Source organism: uncultured Streptococcus sp., from assembly GCF_963518475.1.
Classification (GTDB): Bacteria; Bacillota; Bacilli; order Lactobacillales; family Streptococcaceae; genus Streptococcus.
In genome coordinates, this window is sequence record NZ_CAUQJA010000011.1 from 1 (window position 1) to 18,982 (window position 18,982).

Consider the following 18,982-nt stretch of genomic DNA (forward strand, 5'->3'; position numbering starts at 1 on the left):
TAACACCATAACGAACAAACTCAGCATTTTCAAGACCTGGAATCATTTGGAAGACTCGCTTTTGTTCTCCCCATTTGAGGTGAGTCTGGAAACCAACGATATTGTAGAGGCTACCAGCCGCATTGTCCTGACGCAGCTGAACCACCGCATAAGGTGTTTTAAATTCTCCATCACGAGGTCCTGTGTAGTCGTCCGGATACTCAAGGCCAACTGGTTTCATCGGACCATAAAGCATGGTTTTAATACCACGTTTGGCCATGACTTCGATAGGCATACAGCCCTCAAAATACTTTTCTTTTTCAAAAGAATTCAGCGGCGCTTCTTCCGCATTGACCAAGGCTTCGTGGAAATTCATAAATTCTTGTTTGGTCATGGGAGCGTTGAGATAGGCCGCTTCTCCCTTATCATAACGAGACTTGAGATAGACCTTGCTCATATCGATGGTGTTGACATCGATAATAGGCGCTGCCGCATCGTAGAAATAGAAACCATCGCCGTCATTAAGGGCATGAATCTTTTCAGCCAAGGCATCGCTTGTCAAAGGACCAGTAGCGACAACCGTAATAACATCTGTCGGCAATTCTGTAATTTCATCACGCACTACTTCAATCAAGGGGTGGTTGGCTACTTTCTCAGTTACCATCTGAGAGAAACCATCACGGTCCACCGCAAGCGCCCCTCCTGCTGGAACACGTGTAGCCTCAGCAGATTCCAAAATAACAGAACCCATGCGACGCATTTCTTCCTTGAGGAGACCCACTGCATTTGTCAAGGCATCCCCACGTAAGGAATTGGAACAAACCAATTCAGCAAAATTATCTGTTTTGTGTTGAGGTGTTGACTTGACACCACGCATTTCATAAAGTTTAACTGGAATACCACGCTCTGCGATTTGGTAGGCTGCTTCTGAACCTGCCAAACCAGCACCGATAACATTGATATAAGATTGAGACACGACACTAATACCTCTTTGGGAGTGTGAAGACAAGGTTCACATTGAAAAAGCCAATCAAACTTAAGAGTTTTCGAGTTTCTTGGCTCAGGCTGAAAAAGTCCCCCGGACTTTTTCACTCCCACAAATCTTTCTAATTTTTTCTTCTACTAGTATAACAAAAAAAGGGAAGAAGGCAAACTTCCCTGTTTAGTCATTTTCTTGATTTTCTTCCCATTCATGGTAGGCAGCGTAGAGCTGGCTTTTATTCCACTGGTAGAGTTTCGCAACTTCCTTTATGGCATGATTTTTCTTCACCCCTTGTTGAATGCGGGCTTGGATTTCTAAGAACAAGTCCTCCTCGTCTTTTTCCTCCACATCCTGACTGGCACCTTCAACGATGAGAAGGCATTCGCCCTTGAGTGGCGTTTCAGCGATGCTTTCCAGCAATTCAGAAATGGTACCTCTTTGGTATTCTTCATAGATTTTGGTCAATTCTCTAACCAAGACCACCGAGCGGTCGCCATAAACTGCTAGCATATTTTCCAACGTATCTGCTACACGATGAGGGGATTCATAGAAAATCTGAGTTTCAGGATAGTCTTTTTTCGAGTCGAAAAACTGCTTTTGCTGGCCTGATTTTCTCGGTAAAAAGCCGTAAAAGATATGTGGCTGTGGTGCTAAACCACTGGCAATCAAGGCAGAAATCCCTGCAGAGGCACCTGGAACTGTGACAACTGTAATCTCTTCCTCAATAGCTGCCTTGACCAAATCATGACCAGGGTCCGAGATACTAGGCAGACCCGCATCGGATACCTGAGCAATACTTTGTCCTGCTTTCAGGAAACCAATCAAATCAGGAATCTTTTCCTTGGCATTGTGCTCATGAAAACTAATCTGCTTAGTAGAAATGTCAAAATGCTTGAGCAAAAGCCCTGTATTGCGCGTGTCCTCAGCTGCAATCCAATCTACTTCTTTTAAGGTCTGGATAGCACGAAAGGTCATATCATCTAGATTGCCAATCGGCGTTGCCACTAGATACAGCTTGCCATAGGGAGACTGCCCCTTAAAACTTTTTTGAATCTGCATGCTTACTCCCTGTATAACAACTCGTCACAGAACATACATTCCTCGTCCTGCTCTCGACGTTGTCCATAAAAATCATTACATACGTGAAAACCATCTTTATAAATTCGACGGACACTTTCACGAACATGCTTAGCCTTGACGGGAGCATCTGCTTCCACCTCACCCAAGCGTTCGCGCAACTTACTATTTTCCAAGCGAAGAGCTGTATTTTCCTCTACCAGGCTCTTGAGATTTTTCTTGATGGCTTCCACATCGGCCAAGGTTACCAATAACTGTTGGGAAAAATCATCTAGCGCGTCAAATAATTCTTTTTTGTCCATAAAACAGCCCTTTCCTTTCTTTATCATTCATCTTTGAGTTTATATTTCTTTCAAGACCAGGTATTCCATGGCATTTTGAAAGCTGACATTAGCTTGCCACATTTTTCTAGCTTCTAGCAAATCTTGTAGAATCACTCTTACTCTTGCTTGCAGGAGATCCTGCCCACAGAGGACTTCAAGAATCCGTAAAACCTGATCTTGTTTTTCCTTATCATCTGCCAAGCTAGCTAGTTTGGCAACTTGCAAATAACTTTCTTTTTTCTTAGCCACTAACCAAGTCAGCAGGCGTTCACTTTCATCAACCAAGGTCCAAAAACTTGCCTGATTGGCTAACTTCTCTGCTTCAGCTCGCGATTGACTAAACTGGGCTAGGAGAGTCGCTTTTTTCTTAACCAGTCCCATTTGTTCTAAGAGCAAGATCAGCTTCTCTTCTTGTTTTTTAAAGTGGAAAATCTGGGTCCGACTTCGAATTGTCGGTAAAATCTTCTCCTCATCTCTGGTCAAGAAGAAAATATAAACCTCACTCTGGGGTTCTTCGATGACCTTGAGCAGAGAATTAGCTGCGTTAGGATGCATCTTCTCAGCTTGCTCAATAATAAAAACCTGTTGCTGGCTTTCAATCCCTGCTTGGGAAAACTGACCCACTAATTCTCGAATGCGTTCTGTCTTAATGACCTGATTAACTGGTTTAATCAAGGTGACATCGGGAAATTCTCCCTGTTCAATCAGCTTACAATTTCGGCATTTCTCACATGGTAAAACACCTACTTTATCTGTACAAAAGAGGCTCTTAGCTAAAAATTGCGCCATTTCCAAGCTTCCAAAGAAACCTGAAAAGAGGTAAGCATGATTGAGCTGGTCTTGCTCCAAGATACGGACAAAGCGGTCAAACTGTTCTGGCTGCCAGACCTTTAGTTGATCTTGTTTCATTTAGCTAATCCCATTCTGTCAAACAAGACAGCCTTGGTAGTTTCCACAACTTGCTCTAAAGGGAGACTCGCATCAATCTTGACAATACGACTTCCTTCTTTATCCAGAAGAGAAAGGTAACCTTGACGGACTTTTTTATGCAAGTCCAAACCTTCCAAGTCCAAACGATTGACCTCACGATTGCTATTAGCAGCAATGCGAGCCAGTCCTTCTTCCACCTCGATATCAAAATAGAGTGTCAAATCGGGTTTAAGGCCATCTGTCGCAAACTGATTGAGCCAATCAATGGCGTCAATATCTAAGCCACGACCAAATCCCTGATATGCAATGGAACTATCTATGAAGCGGTCCATAATGACCAACTTACCAGCTTCAAGGGCAGGGAGAACTTTTTCCACCAAGTGCTGTCTGCGACTGGCGATATAGAGTAAAAGCTCTGTTTTAGCATCCATCTGAGTATGACTTGGATCCAAAATCACTTCCCGAATCTTCTCCCCAATCAAGACTCCGCCAGGTTCACGGGTCGTCAGCACCTCTATTCCTTTTTCCTCTAAAATTGGGAGTAGAGCCTCTAAAACACTGGTCTTTCCTGCTCCCTCTGGTCCCTCAAGAGAGACTAAAAATCCTTTTGACATGTCTAACTCATTTCTTTTTTTCTACCTTCTATTCTATCAAAAAAATAGGGGTTTGTGACAATCTTTTTGTCTTCTCCTTTCAAACACCATAAAAGAGGCAGACAAAACTACCTCTTATTTACCTAGTTCTTGTGTTCGTTTATATGCTTGACCAACTGCATCCATAACTGTCCCTCGAAAAGCATGTGCTTCTAGGCTTGCTACACCAGCGATAGTCGAACCGCCTGGGCTACAAACTTGGTCTTTCAAGACCCCAGGATGCTCTTGGGTTTCTAGGACCAATTGCCCAGCTCCTACCACAGTTTGAGCCGCCATTTTCAGTGCTATTTCTCGTGGCAATCCTGTCTGAACACCCGCATCTGCCAAAGCCTCAATAAAGAGATAGACAAAGGCTGGTCCACAACCTGCAAGACCTGTCGCTGCGTCTATTAAGCCTTCCCCAAGTTCAACCAAGAGTCCAGCCTTGGTTAAAAGCTGACAAAAGAGATCACTGTCCTCAACCCTGCAATTAGGAGACAAGGCATAACTAATCACTCCTTGACCGATAGAAGCAGGGGTATTTGGCATCATACGAATAATTCTGTGTTGATTTGGAAGAAGACTAGCTAGTTTTTCTAAAGTCAATCCAGCTGCCATGGAAATCAAAAGAAGACTTTCTCTTTTTTCAAGGATGGTCTGGTATTGAGCAAGCAATTCAGAAAACTGGGCTGGCTTTACTCCTAGAAAAATCACATCTGCTTCTGCAAAAATTTCTTCATTGCTGGAAGCCTGACCACCAAAGTCTGCAATGAAAGCATCTACCTTAGCTTGACTACGATTGGCAAGGAGAATCTGAGCACCCGTCTTGGCCTGCAAAACAGCCTTGGCCAAACTAGCCCCCATATTCCCCAAACCGATAAATCCAATCTTCATCTCTTACTCCCTTATCTGTCCGTCACCAGTAACCACATACTTGTAGCTAGTCAACTCCTTCAAGCCCATTGGACCACGCGCGTGCAATTTCTGAGTAGAAATCCCCATTTCACATCCAAGACCAAATTGACCACCATCGGTAAAACGAGTTGAAGCATTGACATAGACAGCTGCAGAGTCCACTTGATCTGTAAAGTAAGTTGCAGCTTCAGCATTTTCCGTCACAATAGCATCCGAATGATGGGTACTGTGGGCTTCAATATGGGCAACCGCTTCTTCTAAACTGCTCACAACCTTAACAGCTAGGACATAGTCTAAAAACTCGGTATCAAAGTCTTGTGCTTCAGCTGCTTGGCCTGAAGCAAACTGACTTGCTTTCTCATCCAAGCGGAATTGAATTGGTTCCAAACCAGCTTCTTTTCGATCTGCAACCAGCACTTGCTCCAAACGAGGAAGGAAATCCGCTGCCTTGTCTTCATGAACCAGTAGAACCTCCATGGCATTGCAGACAGAAGGACGACTGGTTTTAGCATTGTTGATGATAGACAGAGCCTTATCTTCGTCTGCATCCTTATCCACATAGACATGGACAATCCCAGTTCCTGTCTCAATAACAGGTACGATAGCATTTTCAACCACAGCATTAATCAAACCAGCCCCTCCACGAGGAATGAGAAGATCTAGATAGCCCTTGGCCTTCATCATGGCATAGCTGCTTTCTCGGCTGGTATCTTCCACCAGCTGAATCACATCTGGGTGAATAGTAGTCGTTTCCAAGCCCTTCTTCAAAGCTGTGACAATGGCATGGGCCGTTTGATAGGCATCCTTACCACTACGAAGAACAACCGCATTCCCACTCTTGAGAGCTAGAGCAGCTGCGTCAGACGTCACATTTGGACGGCTTTCGTAGATAATACCAATAACCCCCATGGCCACCCGTTTCTTGGTGATAACCAAGTCATTTTCAAGATGATTGGTTTCTAAAACTTCACCGATTGGATCTGGTAAAGCAACCACTTCACGAATACCAGTTGCCATCGCTTCTATACGACCTGCATCCAAATAAAGACGATCCAGCATCACATCTGAGATTTTACCTTTGGCCGCTTCCATATCGAGGACATTGGCCGCTAAAATCTCCTCAGTAGCAGCCACTAAGTGATTAGCCATGGCTAGTAAGGCTTGGTTTTTCACCTCTTCACTAGCTGTATTGATCGATTTTTTAACAGCCTGTACCTGTTCAAATTGTTCTTGTGTACTTACCATAGTTTACCTCTAAAATTCTGTAAAGAGTAGTTGGATTTCAGGAGTAATGGAAATCCAGTCATCACGGTGAATCAAGACACCCTTGGCTTTTTGAGAACGCAACATATCCTCCAAAGCAGATGCTCCAAATTGCACGCGTCCTTTTCCAAGTGATTTTCCACTTTCCTTGTCAAATACTGTCACGATATCACCGTAAGAAAAGGTGCCTTCTGCTTCAACAACACCAGATAAAAGGAGACTCTTGCCATGTTGAGAGAGAGCTTCTGCAGCCCCTTTATCAACCCAAATAGAACCTTGGCTCTGAGCATAAAAAGCCAGCCATTGTTTCTGGGTACGCAGTCCCTTCTCTTGAGCAACAAAGTAGGAACCATCCTCGGTTTCCTCAGCCGCCTCAATTATGGCATCTGCCTTCAAGGATGAGCAGATATAAACAGGAACGCCCGATTCTGTCGCAATAGTTGCAGCTTTGATTTTGGTTAACATGCCACCTGTACCATTAGACGAACCGGCTCCACCGGCCATATCAATAATCTCACGATTGATGGTCTCGATTCGCTCCAAGCGTTTGGCTCTTGGATCTGAATTAGGATTTCCAGTATAAAGACCGTCTACGTCTGTCAAGAGGACCAAAAGGTCTGCTTGGACCATGGCTGCTACCTGAGCACTTAGAGTATCATTGTCCCCAACCTTGAGCTCATCAATAACAACACTGTCATTCTCATTAATAATAGGAATCGCCCCACGGCTAAGTAGAACTGACAAGGCCTGATGGGCATTTTTATAACGGCGCTTATCTACAAAGTCATCCTGGGTCAGCAAGATTTGTGCAGAAACGATTTGGCGCAAGAGAAGATTGGTCGTGTATTCTTCCAACAAAAGGCCTTGCCCTACCGCTGCTGAAGCCTGTTTATCAGCAATCTTAGTCGGACGTTTTTTAAATCCTAAGGCTCCAAAACCAGCTGCAATGGCACCTGACGACACCAAAATCAATTCATGACCAGCCTCGTGCAGCATAGCCAACTGCTGGGTAATAGCCTTTACCTTACTACGTGATAAACTTCCATCCTCATTTGTCAGAGAAGAAGTCCCCACCTTAAAGACAATCCGTTTGTATTTCATAGTCTCACTCCGATTCTTCATATTTATCCATTATAACATGAATGGCAGGAAATAGAAAAGAGTTGATAGGAAAAAGAAGGCCCTAAAACCTTCTTTTTTACTACTGTTCTGATTCCGATTTGTTTGCACTCGTTTCAGAGCTTTGTGAAGTTGAGGAAGTCAAATCCTGACTAGTTGAAGAACTTGTAATACTTTCGTGTTGACTCGTTTCTTTATTTTCAAGATCTTTTTTCACTACTTCACTAGATTCTTTTATTTCTGAATTACTTGTGACTTTAGTTGTAACAGATTTCTCTACCGGAACATCCACTAACCAGGCACCACTTGAATCAACAGTATAACCTTCTGGTGTCTTACCATTCACAAGTAATTGACCATTTTCTTTCAAGAAGTACCATTTATCCTTGTCTTTGATCCAACCCACAGCTCGTGAACCGTCTGTCTTGTAGAAATACCAATCATTTGCCTTTTTAAGCCAGCCTTGCTTCATAGCTCCTGATTCTTCTAGATAGTAATGATGACCAGAAACTTCTATCTCGCCTGTCTTCATGATACCAGTAGAATCCATATAGTACCAGATTTCTTTATCTTTTACCCAACCCGTTTTCATTTCTCCTGATTGAGCAAAGTAATACCATTGCCCCTTATATTGAAGCCAACCTGTCTTCATAGAGCCATCGTTTGATAAATAATAGGACTGACCTCCAGTATTTACCCAACCAATTTCCATCTGATTTTCTTTGTTGAAATAATACCAGCTTCCATTTATTTTTTTCCAATTTTTAGCAGATGCACCAGAGTCTGTCAAATAGAACCAACGATTGTTCCATTTTTTCCATTGATTCTGTAACAAGATACCCGTTTGGTTGAAGTAATACCATTCACCCTTGATCTCATTCCAACCAACTGCATATTCTCCTGTAGAGTCAGGCGCTTGATACCACCAGTTCCCATATGCACTCTTATGCCAACCAGCTTGAAAACTTGGAATCGGCTTGTAGGAAGTTGAAATATTGACAAAACCGTCTTTTCGAATATCAAAAACTGTTGCATCATAGTCTTTGCTGGCTGCGTTGATTCTCTCAATTCCTCGTTCTTTAAGCCAATTGACATACTCACTATCAACACCATTTTTCCAAGGTAAACTATCCGAAGTTTGAACAATCAAACTCGGACTCAAATTTTTAATAAAATCCTTGGTATTTGATTTGTTGGTATCATGGTGATGATTAAACTTCATCAAATCAACTTTTCCAATGAGAGGACCATACTTGTCTTCTGCTCCATGAACATTATCTAAGTCGCCCCCAAGGTAAATTTTCTTACCATTGACTTTTACCACGCTAATCAAAGAATTAGAATTATCATCCCAAATTTTCTTTAATTCACCTGATGAATCAGTTTCATTTTCATAGTTATAGAGTTGAATATCCATGTCTCCAAACTGAAAATGAGCATCCCCTTGTGTGATATTTTGAATAACTGAAACACCTTTTTCAGCGGCAGTCTGTAAAACCTTATCGTAGCCATACAGATTATCCCATAGACGTTCAGAATTAGTAATACGATTATCACTATATTTTTTAAGATAGACTCGGTCAACTGGATAGGTAGACAGTAATTCATCAACATTTCCAATATGGTCACTGTGAGTATGGGTCACCAATATAAAATCAAGTTTTTGGACACCCAATTCCTTCAAACGACGAAAGACACGGTCTGTCAGAACATGCTTATAAGACGTTTCAATTCCTTCTCTCCATGGATAACGAGAATCACTTCCATCTGGGAAATCATAATCTTCTCCTGTATCCACCATGGCAAAATGTCCATTGCTTTCAAGAATAATCGCATCACTGCCACCTTCTTGAACATTTATAAAGTGGATTTTATTTCCTGAACTTTCTTGAGCTTGAACATTTCCATACCATGACAAACCTAAAAAAGCGCCTGCAAGTGCTAAACTAGTTAATTTCTTTTTCATTCTTACTTTCTCAATCTCTCCAATGTTTTCTTAAAAATCTCTGGGATATCTGCTGTAAATTCCAAAATCTCACCTGTTCTCGGATGGGTAAAGCCTAGAGTCTTGGCATGGAGAAATTGTCCATGTCCTTTCAAAGTCTTGCGAGGACCATAGACCTCATCACCAGCGACTGGATGGCCAATATAAGCCATGTGAACACGGATTTGATGGGTGCGCCCTGTCTCCAGTTGCAACTCCACTAAGCTATAATCACCAAAACGTTCCAAGACGTGGAAACGGGTCACTGCAGGCTTGCCTTTAGCAGTCACAGCCTGTTTCTTACGGTCTTTTTCACTACGGCCAATCGGAGCTTCGATGACACCACGATCATTAGGCAGATTTCCATGAACAATCGCCCAATATTTGCGGAGAGACTTTTTATCCTTGAGTTCTTGGGCAAGTGCTAGATGCGCCTCATCGTTTTTAGCAATCATGAGAAGGCCTGACGTATCCTTATCAATACGGTGAACAATGCCTGGACGCAGAACCCCATTGATACCCGACAAGTCCTTAATATGATACATAAGGGCATTTACCAGAGTTCCACTAATATGACCAGCACTCGGATGCACAACCATTCCCTGAGGTTTGTTAACAACGGCCACATCCTCATCTTGGTAGATGATTTCTAGCGGAAGATTCTCAGCCACATACTCTAAGACCTCTGGTTCTGGCACATGGTAAGTGACGATATCGCCCTCTTGGACAGTGTATTTAGCTTTCTTGACTTGGCCATTGACCAAGACCTGGCCTGATTTGATTTGTTCATTCGCGAGACTGCGTGATAATTCTGTCAAATCCGACAAAGCCTTATCTAAACGCAGGCCACCAGTTTCAATTTTAATTTCCATTTATTTCCTCTTTTAGCATTGCAATCAATAAAATAATCACTCCAACCGTCAGATAGCTATCTGCCACATTGAAAATTGCAAAGTTGATAAAGTCAAGGTGAAACATATCCACAACAAAGCCCTGACTGATCCTGTCAATAAAGTTCCCAAGACCACCTGCGATAATCAAGGTCAAACCCAAGACCATCCAGAGTGAGTCCTCCATGTGCTTATGTAGATACCAAATGGCACCTACCATAACGACAAGTGTAATGATAGCAAATAACCACTGCTGGTCTTGTAGCATTGAAAAGGCTGCCCCTCGATTTTGCAGGTAGGTCAAGCTAACGAAATTGGGAATCCAGGAGCGCACTTCACCCAGTGGAATCTGCTGGACGATATAGGATTTGACCAACTGATCCAGCCCAATCAAAAGCAGTACAATGACTGCCACTATTCCTCTTTTTTTCATGATTTCCTCTTCTGATCAAAATATTCTTGCATGACTTCTACGAAAAGAGTTCCAGCCTGACTAAGCTCCACTTCTTCACGTTTAACATAGACCATGTGATTATCCAGGTCGTCCTTGAGACGAATAACTGTAATACCATTAACACTGTCACTATCTAAAAATCCAGAACCTGTCGCATAGGCGTCCGTCCGCTCCAAAATACCATTCAAGGTAGCACGGTCTGTCACATTAAACATCTGTGAACTAGCACTGGTATCGACAAAGTTCTCTGAATAATAAAGGTACTCATCTTTCTCTTGAGTGAAACGAACCGTTGGTAGATCTGCTAAATCCTCCATAACCAATTCCTCTTTCTGAGCCAAAGGATGCCCCTCACGAAGATAAATATGGGTATGAAAGGGAATCAATTCAATGACCTCCAGACCTAGCTTTTCAACCCGTTGCATGATCCCTTTTTTATTTTGATTGTTAAGGTAGATAATCCCAATCTCACTATGCCCTTGAGCAACTTCATCTAATATTTGAACAGTAGTTGATTCAAAAATACGGAAGTTTTTATAGTCAGGATAGCGCTCTGAAAAGGCCGTAATGGTTGGTGGCAAGAAGTCATAGTGCTGACTAGCAATTGAAAATTCATCCTTTTCTTCCTCAGGATTGGCATACTGATTTTGAAAAATATCAAATCCTTTAACCAATTCTTGCGCTTTTTCATAGAATTCCATACCACGACGAGTCAAGAAAGTCCCTGAGCTGGTCCGACGGAAAATCTTAAAGCCCAACTCTTTTTCCAAATCACGAACAGAAATAGACAGACTTGGCTGACTAACATACATCTTTTCAGCAGCTTCACGAAAAGTACCGCTATTCGCAATGGCCACAACATAGCGTAATTGTTGAATGTTCATCTTCTACCCCCAACTTCTTTATCTTTTCATTATACCATATTTTAGAAGTTTTCCAAAAAGGAAAAAAGTATGGAAATTTTCAAGACTCAATGAAGACTCTAACATCCCAATCCAAGAATTAGAATAATGTCTTTTTTCAGTCCTCATTTTGGTTCAAACAAATAAAAACAGCAAATCTTTTTGATTTACCGTTTATAATATGATTCAAGAAAAGACTCTAAAATTTTCTTTTTCCCTATAAATCAACTAGAAAAAATCTCTTCAATCCTATTGGCTATATCTGGATTTACTTGCCAAATACCAGCATAAGGTTGCTCAATATACTGTCTTTTCTTCTTAGTATATAGATAGACTACACTATCCTTTTCTTCATTCTGATGATAAAACTTGATAATGATGTAATCTTTAACATTTGTCGGTTGATCATTTACACTCTCCAAAGAGGTAGATTTGGACTGTTTCTGTATCTCCTCAATCAATTTTGAAATTTCTTCTCTCTTGTCGATAGTTTTAACATCTTCAGAGGTTTTTTTCTGCAGAGAAATTACAGAAATACTTTCAGGTTCAGGAAGAATAAGTTTTTTCTTACTGACACAAGCAGATAGAACAAGAAAAGAGATTGAACAGACTATTATGGTGATAATTTTTTTCATACAGGTTTACATCCTTTCCATATTTCTGCTAGCTTACTAAGATAAAATTATTATATCAAATCGTAGCAATTTTTACAATATCTTATTCCCTTATAACATTCATTACTGTAAAAATTCTACTAGATTATAATTTTTCAACAACAGACAAAGTAGCCGACAAGTTCGCTTCTTATATAGGATTTTAAAATATGGGTACCAAAACAAAAAACAGGCTCTCCGAAAACTCGGAAAGCCTTAGTTTATGCTACTTCTAGCTTCCTCGCCTTTATATTTCAAGGCTCGGAATAAAAAGGTTCACTGGACCTTTTTATTTAGCGATTGGGTAAACAGAAACTTGTTTTTTATCGCGTCCTTTACGTTCAAAGCGTACTACGCCTTCAACTTTAGCGAACAAAGTATCGTCTCCACCACGTCCAACGTTTACACCTGGGTAGATGTGTGTACCACGTTGACGGTAAAGGATTGATCCACCTGTTACAGTTTGTCCGTCAGCTGCCTTAGCTCCAAGACGTTTCGCTTGTGAATCACGTCCGTTTGATGTAGAACCTCCACCTTTTTTGTGGGCGAAAAGTTGCAAGTTGTTAAGAGTCATTTTTAACATAATGTTTTCCTCCGTGTTAGTTTTCTGTGATAACTCTGGTTTGGACGAACTCTGAAGAGTTCTCCGATAAGTTTGCCATACCTAAGAAAAATGATTCAAAGAATAACTGGGTCATTTCTCTCTGGTGTGAAGGAAGATCTTTTGGAATTTCAACCATCAGATAGCCACCTTCATCTTCGTTTAATTCTAGGATTGGTTCATAGCCTGCAAATTTCTCAATAGAATTGATAAAGTTAATGGCAAGCGTAGAAACCGATGCACACACGACATCTAAGCCGTATTCGCCACTCTCGGCGTGTCCAGTAATTTCCGCACTCCTCAGCTCGCCATCTTCGGCTCTCTCAAAGACTGCTTGTATCATGTGTTCTCCTTAAAATTAAGCGTTGATTGCGTTGATGACAACTTTTGTATATGGTTGACGGTGACCTTGTTTACGGTGGCTACCTTTTTTAGGTTTGTACTTGTAAGTAACAACTTTCTTTTGTTTTCCTTGTTTTTCAACAGTTCCAACTACAGTAGCTCCAGCAACAAGTGGAGTTCCGACAACAGTGTTTTCACCACCAACAAGAACAACTTCGTTAAAAGTAACTTCTTGACCAGCTTCAACGTTCAATTTTTCAACGTAAACTGCTTGACCAACTTCAACTTTAACTTGTTTTCCGCCAGTTTTGATAATTGCGTATGTGCTCATTATGCACCTCCTATGATTTTTATGGGTTTCCCCGGATTTTTTGTGAAGACTCGCCTAGCATCGTGGGACGAACCACTTAAACTTGAATAATCAAGCAACGATGTTCGTGCGGTTGCACAGGATCGTGCATAGTCAACTCTTCAAGTATAGCATATCTCCTATTTTCTTACAAGTAATAACACCTAAAATGAAGCTTTTTCTTTTACTTTTTTCTGCCAAGAGGCAAAAAGCATGCTGAGGTAAAAAATACTCATCATAATAGGAACACCAAGAATGGTCTTTTCATGATAGAAAATCGTCAAATAAGATGAAAAGACAACGCCAAGGACAAAACTACTAAGTAGGCTAACAAAGATAATCCCTTCACGTAAAAAAGGAGTGTGCTTGGTCCGAAAATAATCTCCAAAAGCCAGCATGGTTCGTTTGATATTCCCTGTCATAAAGGCATTATTGTAGGCAATACCCGAAACCTCACCAAAAGCAGTTGTCACCAAGCCCATACAAAAGGCTAATGGCGGTACTAGATAGATATTATCTACAGTTTGCGGCACAAAACCAATAATGATTGATAAGATTGCCAAAGGAATCAATGACAGAATGGGCTTTTTCACAATTCTCAATTTTTCCTTATAAACAGTTAATAAAAAGACCCCCATCATAAAAGCTAGTAAGGTCATTACTTTGGCACTGGCATCTGACACATTGTGTTGAATCAGACCTACTGAAAGAAAGACGACATTCCCAGTTTGTCCAGCTACAAGAGTATTCCCTCGCACAATAAACGTATAGGCATCTACATAACCTGCACAAAAAGTCAAAAAAAGCGCTAGCCTCTTAGACTGACGTGATATTTTTCTTATAGGTAATAACCTCATTTTCCCTCCCATTTCATTTACTCATCTCATTATTGTACCACTTTCTTTGGAAAAGACCTAGTAGCTTATTTGAAATTTTTTACCCTCTGTTGGATAGTCCCGTCTATCTATGTTATAATGAAAGAAGGATTTGAAATCGGAAAAGGAGTAACTATGCTTAAATTAGGTGTCATCGGAACAGGGGCTATTAGCCACCACTTCATAGAAGCAGCCCATTCCAGTGGAGAATACAAGCTGGTCGCAGTCTATTCTAGAAAACTAGAAACTGCAGCAACCTTTGCTTCTCGCTACCAGAATATCCAACTCTTTGATAAAGTAGAGGACTTCTTCAAGAACTCCTTTGATGTGGTCTATATTGCTAGCCCAAACTCCTTGCATTTTGCTCAGGCAAAAGCTACATTGTCTGCAGGTAAACATGTCATTCTTGAAAAGCCAGCTGTCACTCAGCCACAAGAATGGCTAGATTTGAGACATACCGCTGAGAAAAATCACTGTTTTATCTTCGAAGCAGCTCGCAATTACCATGAAAAAGCTTTCACTATCATCAAAAACTTTTTAGCAGACAAACAAATTTTGGGAGCAGATTTCAACTATGCCAAGTATTCTTCCAAAATGCCTAACTTGTTGGCTGGGGAGACACCAAATGTCTTTTCAGATCGTTTTGCTGGTGGAGCGCTTATGGATTTGGGGATTTATCCTCTCTACGCTGCCGTTCGCCTCTTTGGAAAGGCTCAGGACGCAACCTATCAGGCTCAACAGCTTGACAATAGCATTGACCTAAATGGAGACGGAATTCTCTTCTATCCTGACTTTCAAGTTCATATCAAGGCCGGGAAAAACATCACTTCCAATCTCGCTTGCGAGATTTATACGACAGATGGAACCCTGACGCTCAACACCATCGAACATGTCAGCTCGGCTATTTTTACCGACCATCAAGGCAATCAAGTCCAACTCCCTATCCAACAGGCTCCTCATACGATGACTGAGGAAGTCGCTGCATTTGCACACATGATCCAGCAACCAGATCTAAATCTCTACCAAACTTGGCTGGAAGATGCAAGTTCAGTTCATGAGCTACTATATACTATGCGCCAGACTGCTGGCATTAGATTCGAGGCAGAAAAATGAAAACCAAACTACCTACTGAATGGCAAGAACTGAGTGACCAACTCGGTTTTCAAGAATTCACCCCCATTCAAACTCAACTATTTGGGCCCATTCTTGCTGGAGAAAATCTCCTAGGAGTGAGCCCAACAGGAACTGGTAAGACCCTAGCTTACCTTCTACCAAGTCTTCTCAGACTACAAAAGAAAAAAGCCCAACAATTACTTATTCTGGCACCTAATACTGAACTTGCAGGACAGATTTTTGAGGTAACTAAGACTTGGGCTGAAGCTATCGGCTTAACTGCCCAACTCTTCTTATCAGGTTCGAGTCAGAAACGACAGATTGAACGCCTAAAAAAAGGACCAGAAATTCTGATTGGAACCCCTGGCCGTATCTTTGAACTGATTAAATTGAAAAAAATCAAGATGATGAACGTAGAAACCATCATCCTGGATGAATTTGACCAATTGCTTGATGATTCTCAAATTCATTTTGTTGAGAAAATCACTCACTACGCACCGCGTGACCACCAACTCATCTACATGAGTGCGACGACCAAGTTTGACCAAGAAAAGATTGCGCCTAACACACGTACCATTGATCTTTCTGACCAAAAATTGGACAACATCCAACATTTCTATATGCAGGTAGATCAACGTCACCGAGTGGATATGCTACGAAAACTGGCTCATGTTGAGGATTTCCGTGGTCTGGTCTTCTTTAACAGCCTATCAGACCTTGGAAGTGCAGAAGAAAAATTACAGTATCGTGATATCTTGGCTGTTTCCCTCGCTAGTGATGTTAATGTCAAATTTAGAAAAGTCATCTTAGAAAAATTTAAAGATAAGCAACTAACCCTACTCCTTGCAACTGACCTTTTGGCTCGTGGAATTGATATCGATAGCCTAGAATGCGTCGTAAACTTTGATGTTCCTAGAGATATTGAAACCTACACTCACCGTGCTGGACGTACTGGCCGTATGGGTAAAGACGGCTATGTTATCACTCTCGTCACTCATCCAGAAGAAATCAAAAAACTTAAGAAGTTTGCAAGTGTACGAGAAATTGTCCTAAAAAATCAAGAACTCTATGTAAAATAAAGCCCTCATTGAGGCTGGGCAAAAAGTCTTTAAAATCAAAAACGCATAATATCAGGTATTGAACCTTGATATTATGCGTTTTATTGTGGGAAATTTTACTTCATTTTCTCCTAAAATTGAGTTTTTATCTAGCCTCTTTTTTGTAAAACTACATAAGATTCGTAGTAAAAAAACTCTCCAACTATTTTATTATACCATATAAATTAATAAATAAATAGACTTGTTTTTTTATTTTTTTGACGTATACTAATAATAGAAAACGCTTAAAATTAAATAAAAGGAGATTTTATGAGGAAAGTAAATAAGGACATTTTATTCTTAACCGGAATCATAGTTTTATGTTTTGGTTTTTTATTATTTCACATCAACCCCTATTATGCTGGACCCGATGAGACACTGAAAGGAAGAATAAATTTATTCTTTTGGCAGCTATATTGGAGACCTATAGGAACTCTCAGTATCCTTTCGGGTTGCATTATGACTTTCAAAGGATTGAAAAAATAATCTTTTGATCATGAAGAATAGACATTTTTTTATGATTAAATTGAAATTATTGTTTTTCTCTGTTCTATCAAATCTATTTTTCTTAGTCACAACATCTACGGTTTTTGCTGATGTCTATCCTTGCACAAATTATGAAATTGTATCTAATCGTGTTGTAAAAGATATCAACACAGGAGAGTTATTGTCATTTTATACGACTGAACTTAGAGACGCCTATTTAGAGTCTAAATCTACGTATCAGACTCGTTCTAATGCAACTGGTGTTGCAGACTATAGAACTAGCTCCTCTCACTCTTATAAGAGCAGCGCTACATCAGGATCTCTAAGTTCAACTGCTTATGGTGGAAAAGCTGGAGCTACCCTAACTTTAAGTGCAGCTGTTAGCTTTTCTGCTCCTGAGTCTGGATTTTGACTTAGTTTAAATCACTCAGTATCCCATAACGTACCACCCTACACTTATGGTTACATCAGGCTAAAAGCATCTTACATAGTAAATGTTCGTAAACTAGAAGTTAGATACTTAGGAACTAACAAATGGGTTCCAGCTGGTGAAACCTCTACTATATCGAATGTTAGTGTTTGGAGCGAACTAGTCACTTGAAAATAACTTATTAGATGGATCTGGACTTTATCAGGTCTATCTTTTTATTTTTTTAAAAAAAGAACCTTGCAAAGCAAGATTCTTTTAGTGTCTGACTTAAATAATTGTTCTTCTGGGAACTAAATCGAATTAAGCTTCGATTTCTGTAACCATACCTGAACCAACAGTACGTCCACCCTCACGGATAGAGAATGTAGTACCTTGTTCTACGGCGATTGGGTGGATCAACTCAACGTCGATTGTCACGTTATCACCAGGCATTACCATTTCAGTACCTGCTGGAAGTTCGATTGAACCTGTAACGTCAGTAGTACGGAAGTAGAATTGTGGACGGTAGTTGTTGAAGAATGGAGTGTGACGTCCACCTTCTTCTTTAGTAAGGATGTAAACTTCACCTTTGAATTTAGTGTGTGGGTTGATTGAACCTGGTTTAGCGATAACTTGTCCACGTTCGATTTCATCACGTTGAACACCACGAAGAAGGACACCTACGTTATCTCCGGCAAGACCTTCGTCAAGTTGTTTACGGAACATTTCAACACCAGTAACAACTGCTTTTTGAGTTTCTTCTTTGATACCAACGATTTCGATTTCGTCGTTGACTTTAACGATACCACGGTCGATACGTCCTGAAGCAACTGTACCACGTCCAGTGATTGAGAATACATCTTCGACTGGAAGAAGCAATGGTTTGTCAGTGTCACGTTCTGGTTCTGGGATGTACTCATCAACTGTGTTCATCAATTCCATAACGATGTCTTCGTATTTAGAGTCACCTTCAAGGGCTTTAAGAGCTGAACCTTGGATAACTGGAAGATCGTCACCTGGGAAGTCGTATTCTGACAATAGGTCACGGATTTCCATTTCAACCAATTCAAGCAATTCTTCGTCGTCAACCAAGTCAACTTTGTTCATGAAGACGATAAGGTGTTTAACACCAACCTGACGTGAAAGAAGGATGTGCTCACGAGTTTGTGGCATTGGTCCGTCAGTTGAAGCTACTACAAGGATAGCTCCGTCCATTTGAGCGGCACCAGTGATCATGTTTTTAACGTAGTCCGCGTGTCCTGGAGCGTCGATGTGAGCGTAGTGACGTTTAGCAGTTTCGTACTCAACGTGCGCAGTGTTGATTGTGATACCGCGTTCGCGTTCTTCTGGAGCAGCGTCGATTGAAGCGTAGTCTTTTGGTGTGTTGACTGAGCTTGGAAGGCGACGTGCCAAAACAGTTGTGATAGCAGCTGTCAAAGTAGTTTTACCGTGGTCAACGTGTCCAATAGTACCAATGTTAACGTGTGGTTTACTACGATCGTATTTTTCTTTTGCCATTTGAGTAAAAGCCTCCAATAAAATATATTTTATAGATAGACAGTAGGCAATACAGTCTAACTTTCCTTACTATTTTATCAAATTTCAGC

At 40.9% G+C, this 18,982-nt stretch carries 21 protein-coding genes, 1 pseudogene and 1 other annotated feature; of the genes and pseudogenes, 4 read left to right on the top strand and 18 right to left on the bottom strand.

Features of this window, described 5'->3' with window-relative positions; all coding sequences use genetic code 11:
- From trmFO to RYK12_RS05710, 12 genes are all read right to left on the bottom strand, one after another.
- A partial coding sequence (gene trmFO / locus RYK12_RS05655; RefSeq protein WP_314847614.1) for a methylenetetrahydrofolate--tRNA-(uracil(54)-C(5))-methyltransferase (FADH(2)-oxidizing) TrmFO occupies positions 1 to 955 on the bottom strand: 955 nt, incomplete at its 3' end.
- 186 nt (positions 956 to 1,141) lie between these two features.
- Positions 1,142 to 2,020, bottom strand: a complete 879-nt coding sequence (gene rsmI / locus RYK12_RS05660) for a 16S rRNA (cytidine(1402)-2'-O)-methyltransferase (RefSeq protein ID WP_314847617.1) — start codon at positions 2,018 to 2,020, stop codon at positions 1,142 to 1,144.
- A gap of 2 nt (positions 2,021 to 2,022) precedes the next feature.
- On the bottom strand, positions 2,023 to 2,340 hold the full coding sequence (gene yabA / locus RYK12_RS05665; RefSeq protein WP_000358227.1) for a DNA replication initiation control protein YabA: 318 nt from the start codon (positions 2,338 to 2,340) through the stop codon (positions 2,023 to 2,025).
- A 39-nt stretch (positions 2,341 to 2,379) separates the two neighbouring features.
- The gene (locus RYK12_RS05670) at positions 2,380 to 3,270 is read right to left on the bottom strand and encodes a DNA polymerase III subunit delta' (RefSeq protein ID WP_314847620.1); all 891 of its coding nucleotides are present in this window, start codon (positions 3,268 to 3,270) and stop codon (positions 2,380 to 2,382) included.
- A complete protein-coding gene (gene tmk / locus RYK12_RS05675; RefSeq protein ID WP_314847623.1) occupies positions 3,267 to 3,905 on the bottom strand; it encodes a dTMP kinase in 639 nt (212 codons plus the stop codon). The genes RYK12_RS05670 and tmk overlap by 4 nt, the downstream gene beginning before the upstream one ends.
- A 114-nt stretch (positions 3,906 to 4,019) precedes the next feature.
- Entirely contained in the window at positions 4,020 to 4,817 is a 798-nt protein-coding gene (gene proC, locus RYK12_RS05680; protein ID WP_314847626.1) for a pyrroline-5-carboxylate reductase, read from the bottom strand.
- A 3-nt stretch (positions 4,818 to 4,820) separates the two neighbouring features.
- Entirely contained in the window at positions 4,821 to 6,083 is a 1,263-nt protein-coding gene (locus RYK12_RS05685; protein WP_314847628.1) for a glutamate-5-semialdehyde dehydrogenase, read from the bottom strand.
- A 9-nt stretch (positions 6,084 to 6,092) separates the two neighbouring features.
- Positions 6,093 to 7,202 carry a glutamate 5-kinase gene (gene proB, locus RYK12_RS05690; RefSeq protein WP_314847630.1) on the bottom strand — a complete coding sequence of 370 codons (1,110 nt, stop codon included), beginning with the start codon at positions 7,200 to 7,202 and terminating at the stop codon, positions 6,093 to 6,095.
- A 100-nt stretch (positions 7,203 to 7,302) separates the two neighbouring features.
- Positions 7,303 to 9,186 carry a phosphorylcholine esterase CbpE gene (gene cbpE, locus RYK12_RS05695; RefSeq protein WP_314847633.1) on the bottom strand — a complete coding sequence of 628 codons (1,884 nt, stop codon included), beginning with the start codon at positions 9,184 to 9,186 and terminating at the stop codon, positions 7,303 to 7,305.
- A 2-nt stretch (positions 9,187 to 9,188) separates the two neighbouring features.
- Positions 9,189 to 10,076 (bottom strand): RluA family pseudouridine synthase, encoded by an 888-nt coding sequence (locus tag RYK12_RS05700; protein WP_060628487.1) that lies wholly within the window; start codon positions 10,074 to 10,076, stop codon positions 9,189 to 9,191.
- Complete coding sequence (gene lspA, locus RYK12_RS05705) at positions 10,066 to 10,527, bottom strand: signal peptidase II (RefSeq protein WP_000745688.1); 462 nt, start codon at positions 10,525 to 10,527, stop codon at positions 10,066 to 10,068. Before lspA ends, RYK12_RS05700 begins: the two co-directional genes overlap by 11 nt.
- Positions 10,524 to 11,432 carry a LysR family transcriptional regulator gene (locus RYK12_RS05710; RefSeq protein ID WP_001025692.1) on the bottom strand — a complete coding sequence of 303 codons (909 nt, stop codon included), beginning with the start codon at positions 11,430 to 11,432 and terminating at the stop codon, positions 10,524 to 10,526. The genes lspA and RYK12_RS05710 overlap by 4 nt, the downstream gene beginning before the upstream one ends.
- Between RYK12_RS05710 and RYK12_RS05715 the strand changes: the two are divergent.
- Positions 11,425 to 11,499: pseudogene (locus RYK12_RS05715) on the top strand (AraC family transcriptional regulator); the annotation flags it as partial. The gene RYK12_RS05710 and the pseudogene RYK12_RS05715 sit on opposite strands and share 8 nt — an antisense overlap.
- A gap of 175 nt (positions 11,500 to 11,674) precedes the next feature.
- Here RYK12_RS05715 and RYK12_RS05720 read toward each other — a convergent pair.
- From RYK12_RS05720 to RYK12_RS05740, 5 genes are all read right to left on the bottom strand, one after another.
- Positions 11,675 to 12,085 carry a DUF5301 domain-containing protein gene (locus RYK12_RS05720; protein WP_060628488.1) on the bottom strand — a complete coding sequence of 137 codons (411 nt, stop codon included), beginning with the start codon at positions 12,083 to 12,085 and terminating at the stop codon, positions 11,675 to 11,677.
- A gap of 307 nt (positions 12,086 to 12,392) precedes the next feature.
- Positions 12,393 to 12,686 (bottom strand): 50S ribosomal protein L27, encoded by a 294-nt coding sequence (rpmA, locus tag RYK12_RS05725; protein WP_000916509.1) that lies wholly within the window; start codon positions 12,684 to 12,686, stop codon positions 12,393 to 12,395.
- Positions 12,687 to 12,702: 16 nt separating this feature from the next.
- Positions 12,703 to 13,047, bottom strand: coding sequence for a ribosomal-processing cysteine protease Prp (locus tag RYK12_RS05730; protein WP_000613699.1), 345 nt, complete (start codon positions 13,045 to 13,047; stop codon positions 12,703 to 12,705).
- A gap of 15 nt (positions 13,048 to 13,062) precedes the next feature.
- Positions 13,063 to 13,377, bottom strand: a complete 315-nt coding sequence (gene rplU / locus RYK12_RS05735) for a 50S ribosomal protein L21 (RefSeq protein WP_000109141.1) — start codon at positions 13,375 to 13,377, stop codon at positions 13,063 to 13,065.
- A 36-nt stretch (positions 13,378 to 13,413) separates the two neighbouring features.
- Positions 13,414 to 13,501 (bottom strand) — a sequence feature (ribosomal protein L21 leader region).
- Between the two features lie 58 nt (positions 13,502 to 13,559).
- Positions 13,560 to 14,264, bottom strand: a complete 705-nt coding sequence (locus RYK12_RS05740; RefSeq protein WP_080998523.1) for a YoaK family protein — start codon at positions 14,262 to 14,264, stop codon at positions 13,560 to 13,562.
- A 141-nt stretch (positions 14,265 to 14,405) separates the two neighbouring features.
- Between RYK12_RS05740 and RYK12_RS05745 the strand changes: the two genes are divergently transcribed.
- From RYK12_RS05745 to RYK12_RS05755, 3 genes are all read left to right on the top strand, one after another.
- Positions 14,406 to 15,383, top strand: a complete 978-nt coding sequence (locus RYK12_RS05745) for a Gfo/Idh/MocA family protein (RefSeq protein ID WP_060628490.1) — start codon at positions 14,406 to 14,408, stop codon at positions 15,381 to 15,383.
- A complete protein-coding gene (locus RYK12_RS05750) occupies positions 15,380 to 16,462 on the top strand; it encodes a DEAD/DEAH box helicase (protein ID WP_060628491.1) in 1,083 nt (360 codons plus the stop codon). The genes RYK12_RS05745 and RYK12_RS05750 overlap by 4 nt, the downstream gene beginning before the upstream one ends.
- A 535-nt stretch (positions 16,463 to 16,997) precedes the next feature.
- Positions 16,998 to 17,378 (top strand): hypothetical protein, encoded by a 381-nt coding sequence (locus tag RYK12_RS05755; protein WP_223330095.1) that lies wholly within the window; start codon positions 16,998 to 17,000, stop codon positions 17,376 to 17,378.
- 318 nt (positions 17,379 to 17,696) lie between these two features.
- Here RYK12_RS05755 and tuf read toward each other — a convergent pair whose 3' ends face one another.
- On the bottom strand, positions 17,697 to 18,893 hold the full coding sequence (gene tuf, locus RYK12_RS05760; protein ID WP_314847640.1) for an elongation factor Tu: 1,197 nt from the start codon (positions 18,891 to 18,893) through the stop codon (positions 17,697 to 17,699).
- Between the last annotated feature and the right edge of the window lie 89 nt (positions 18,894 to 18,982).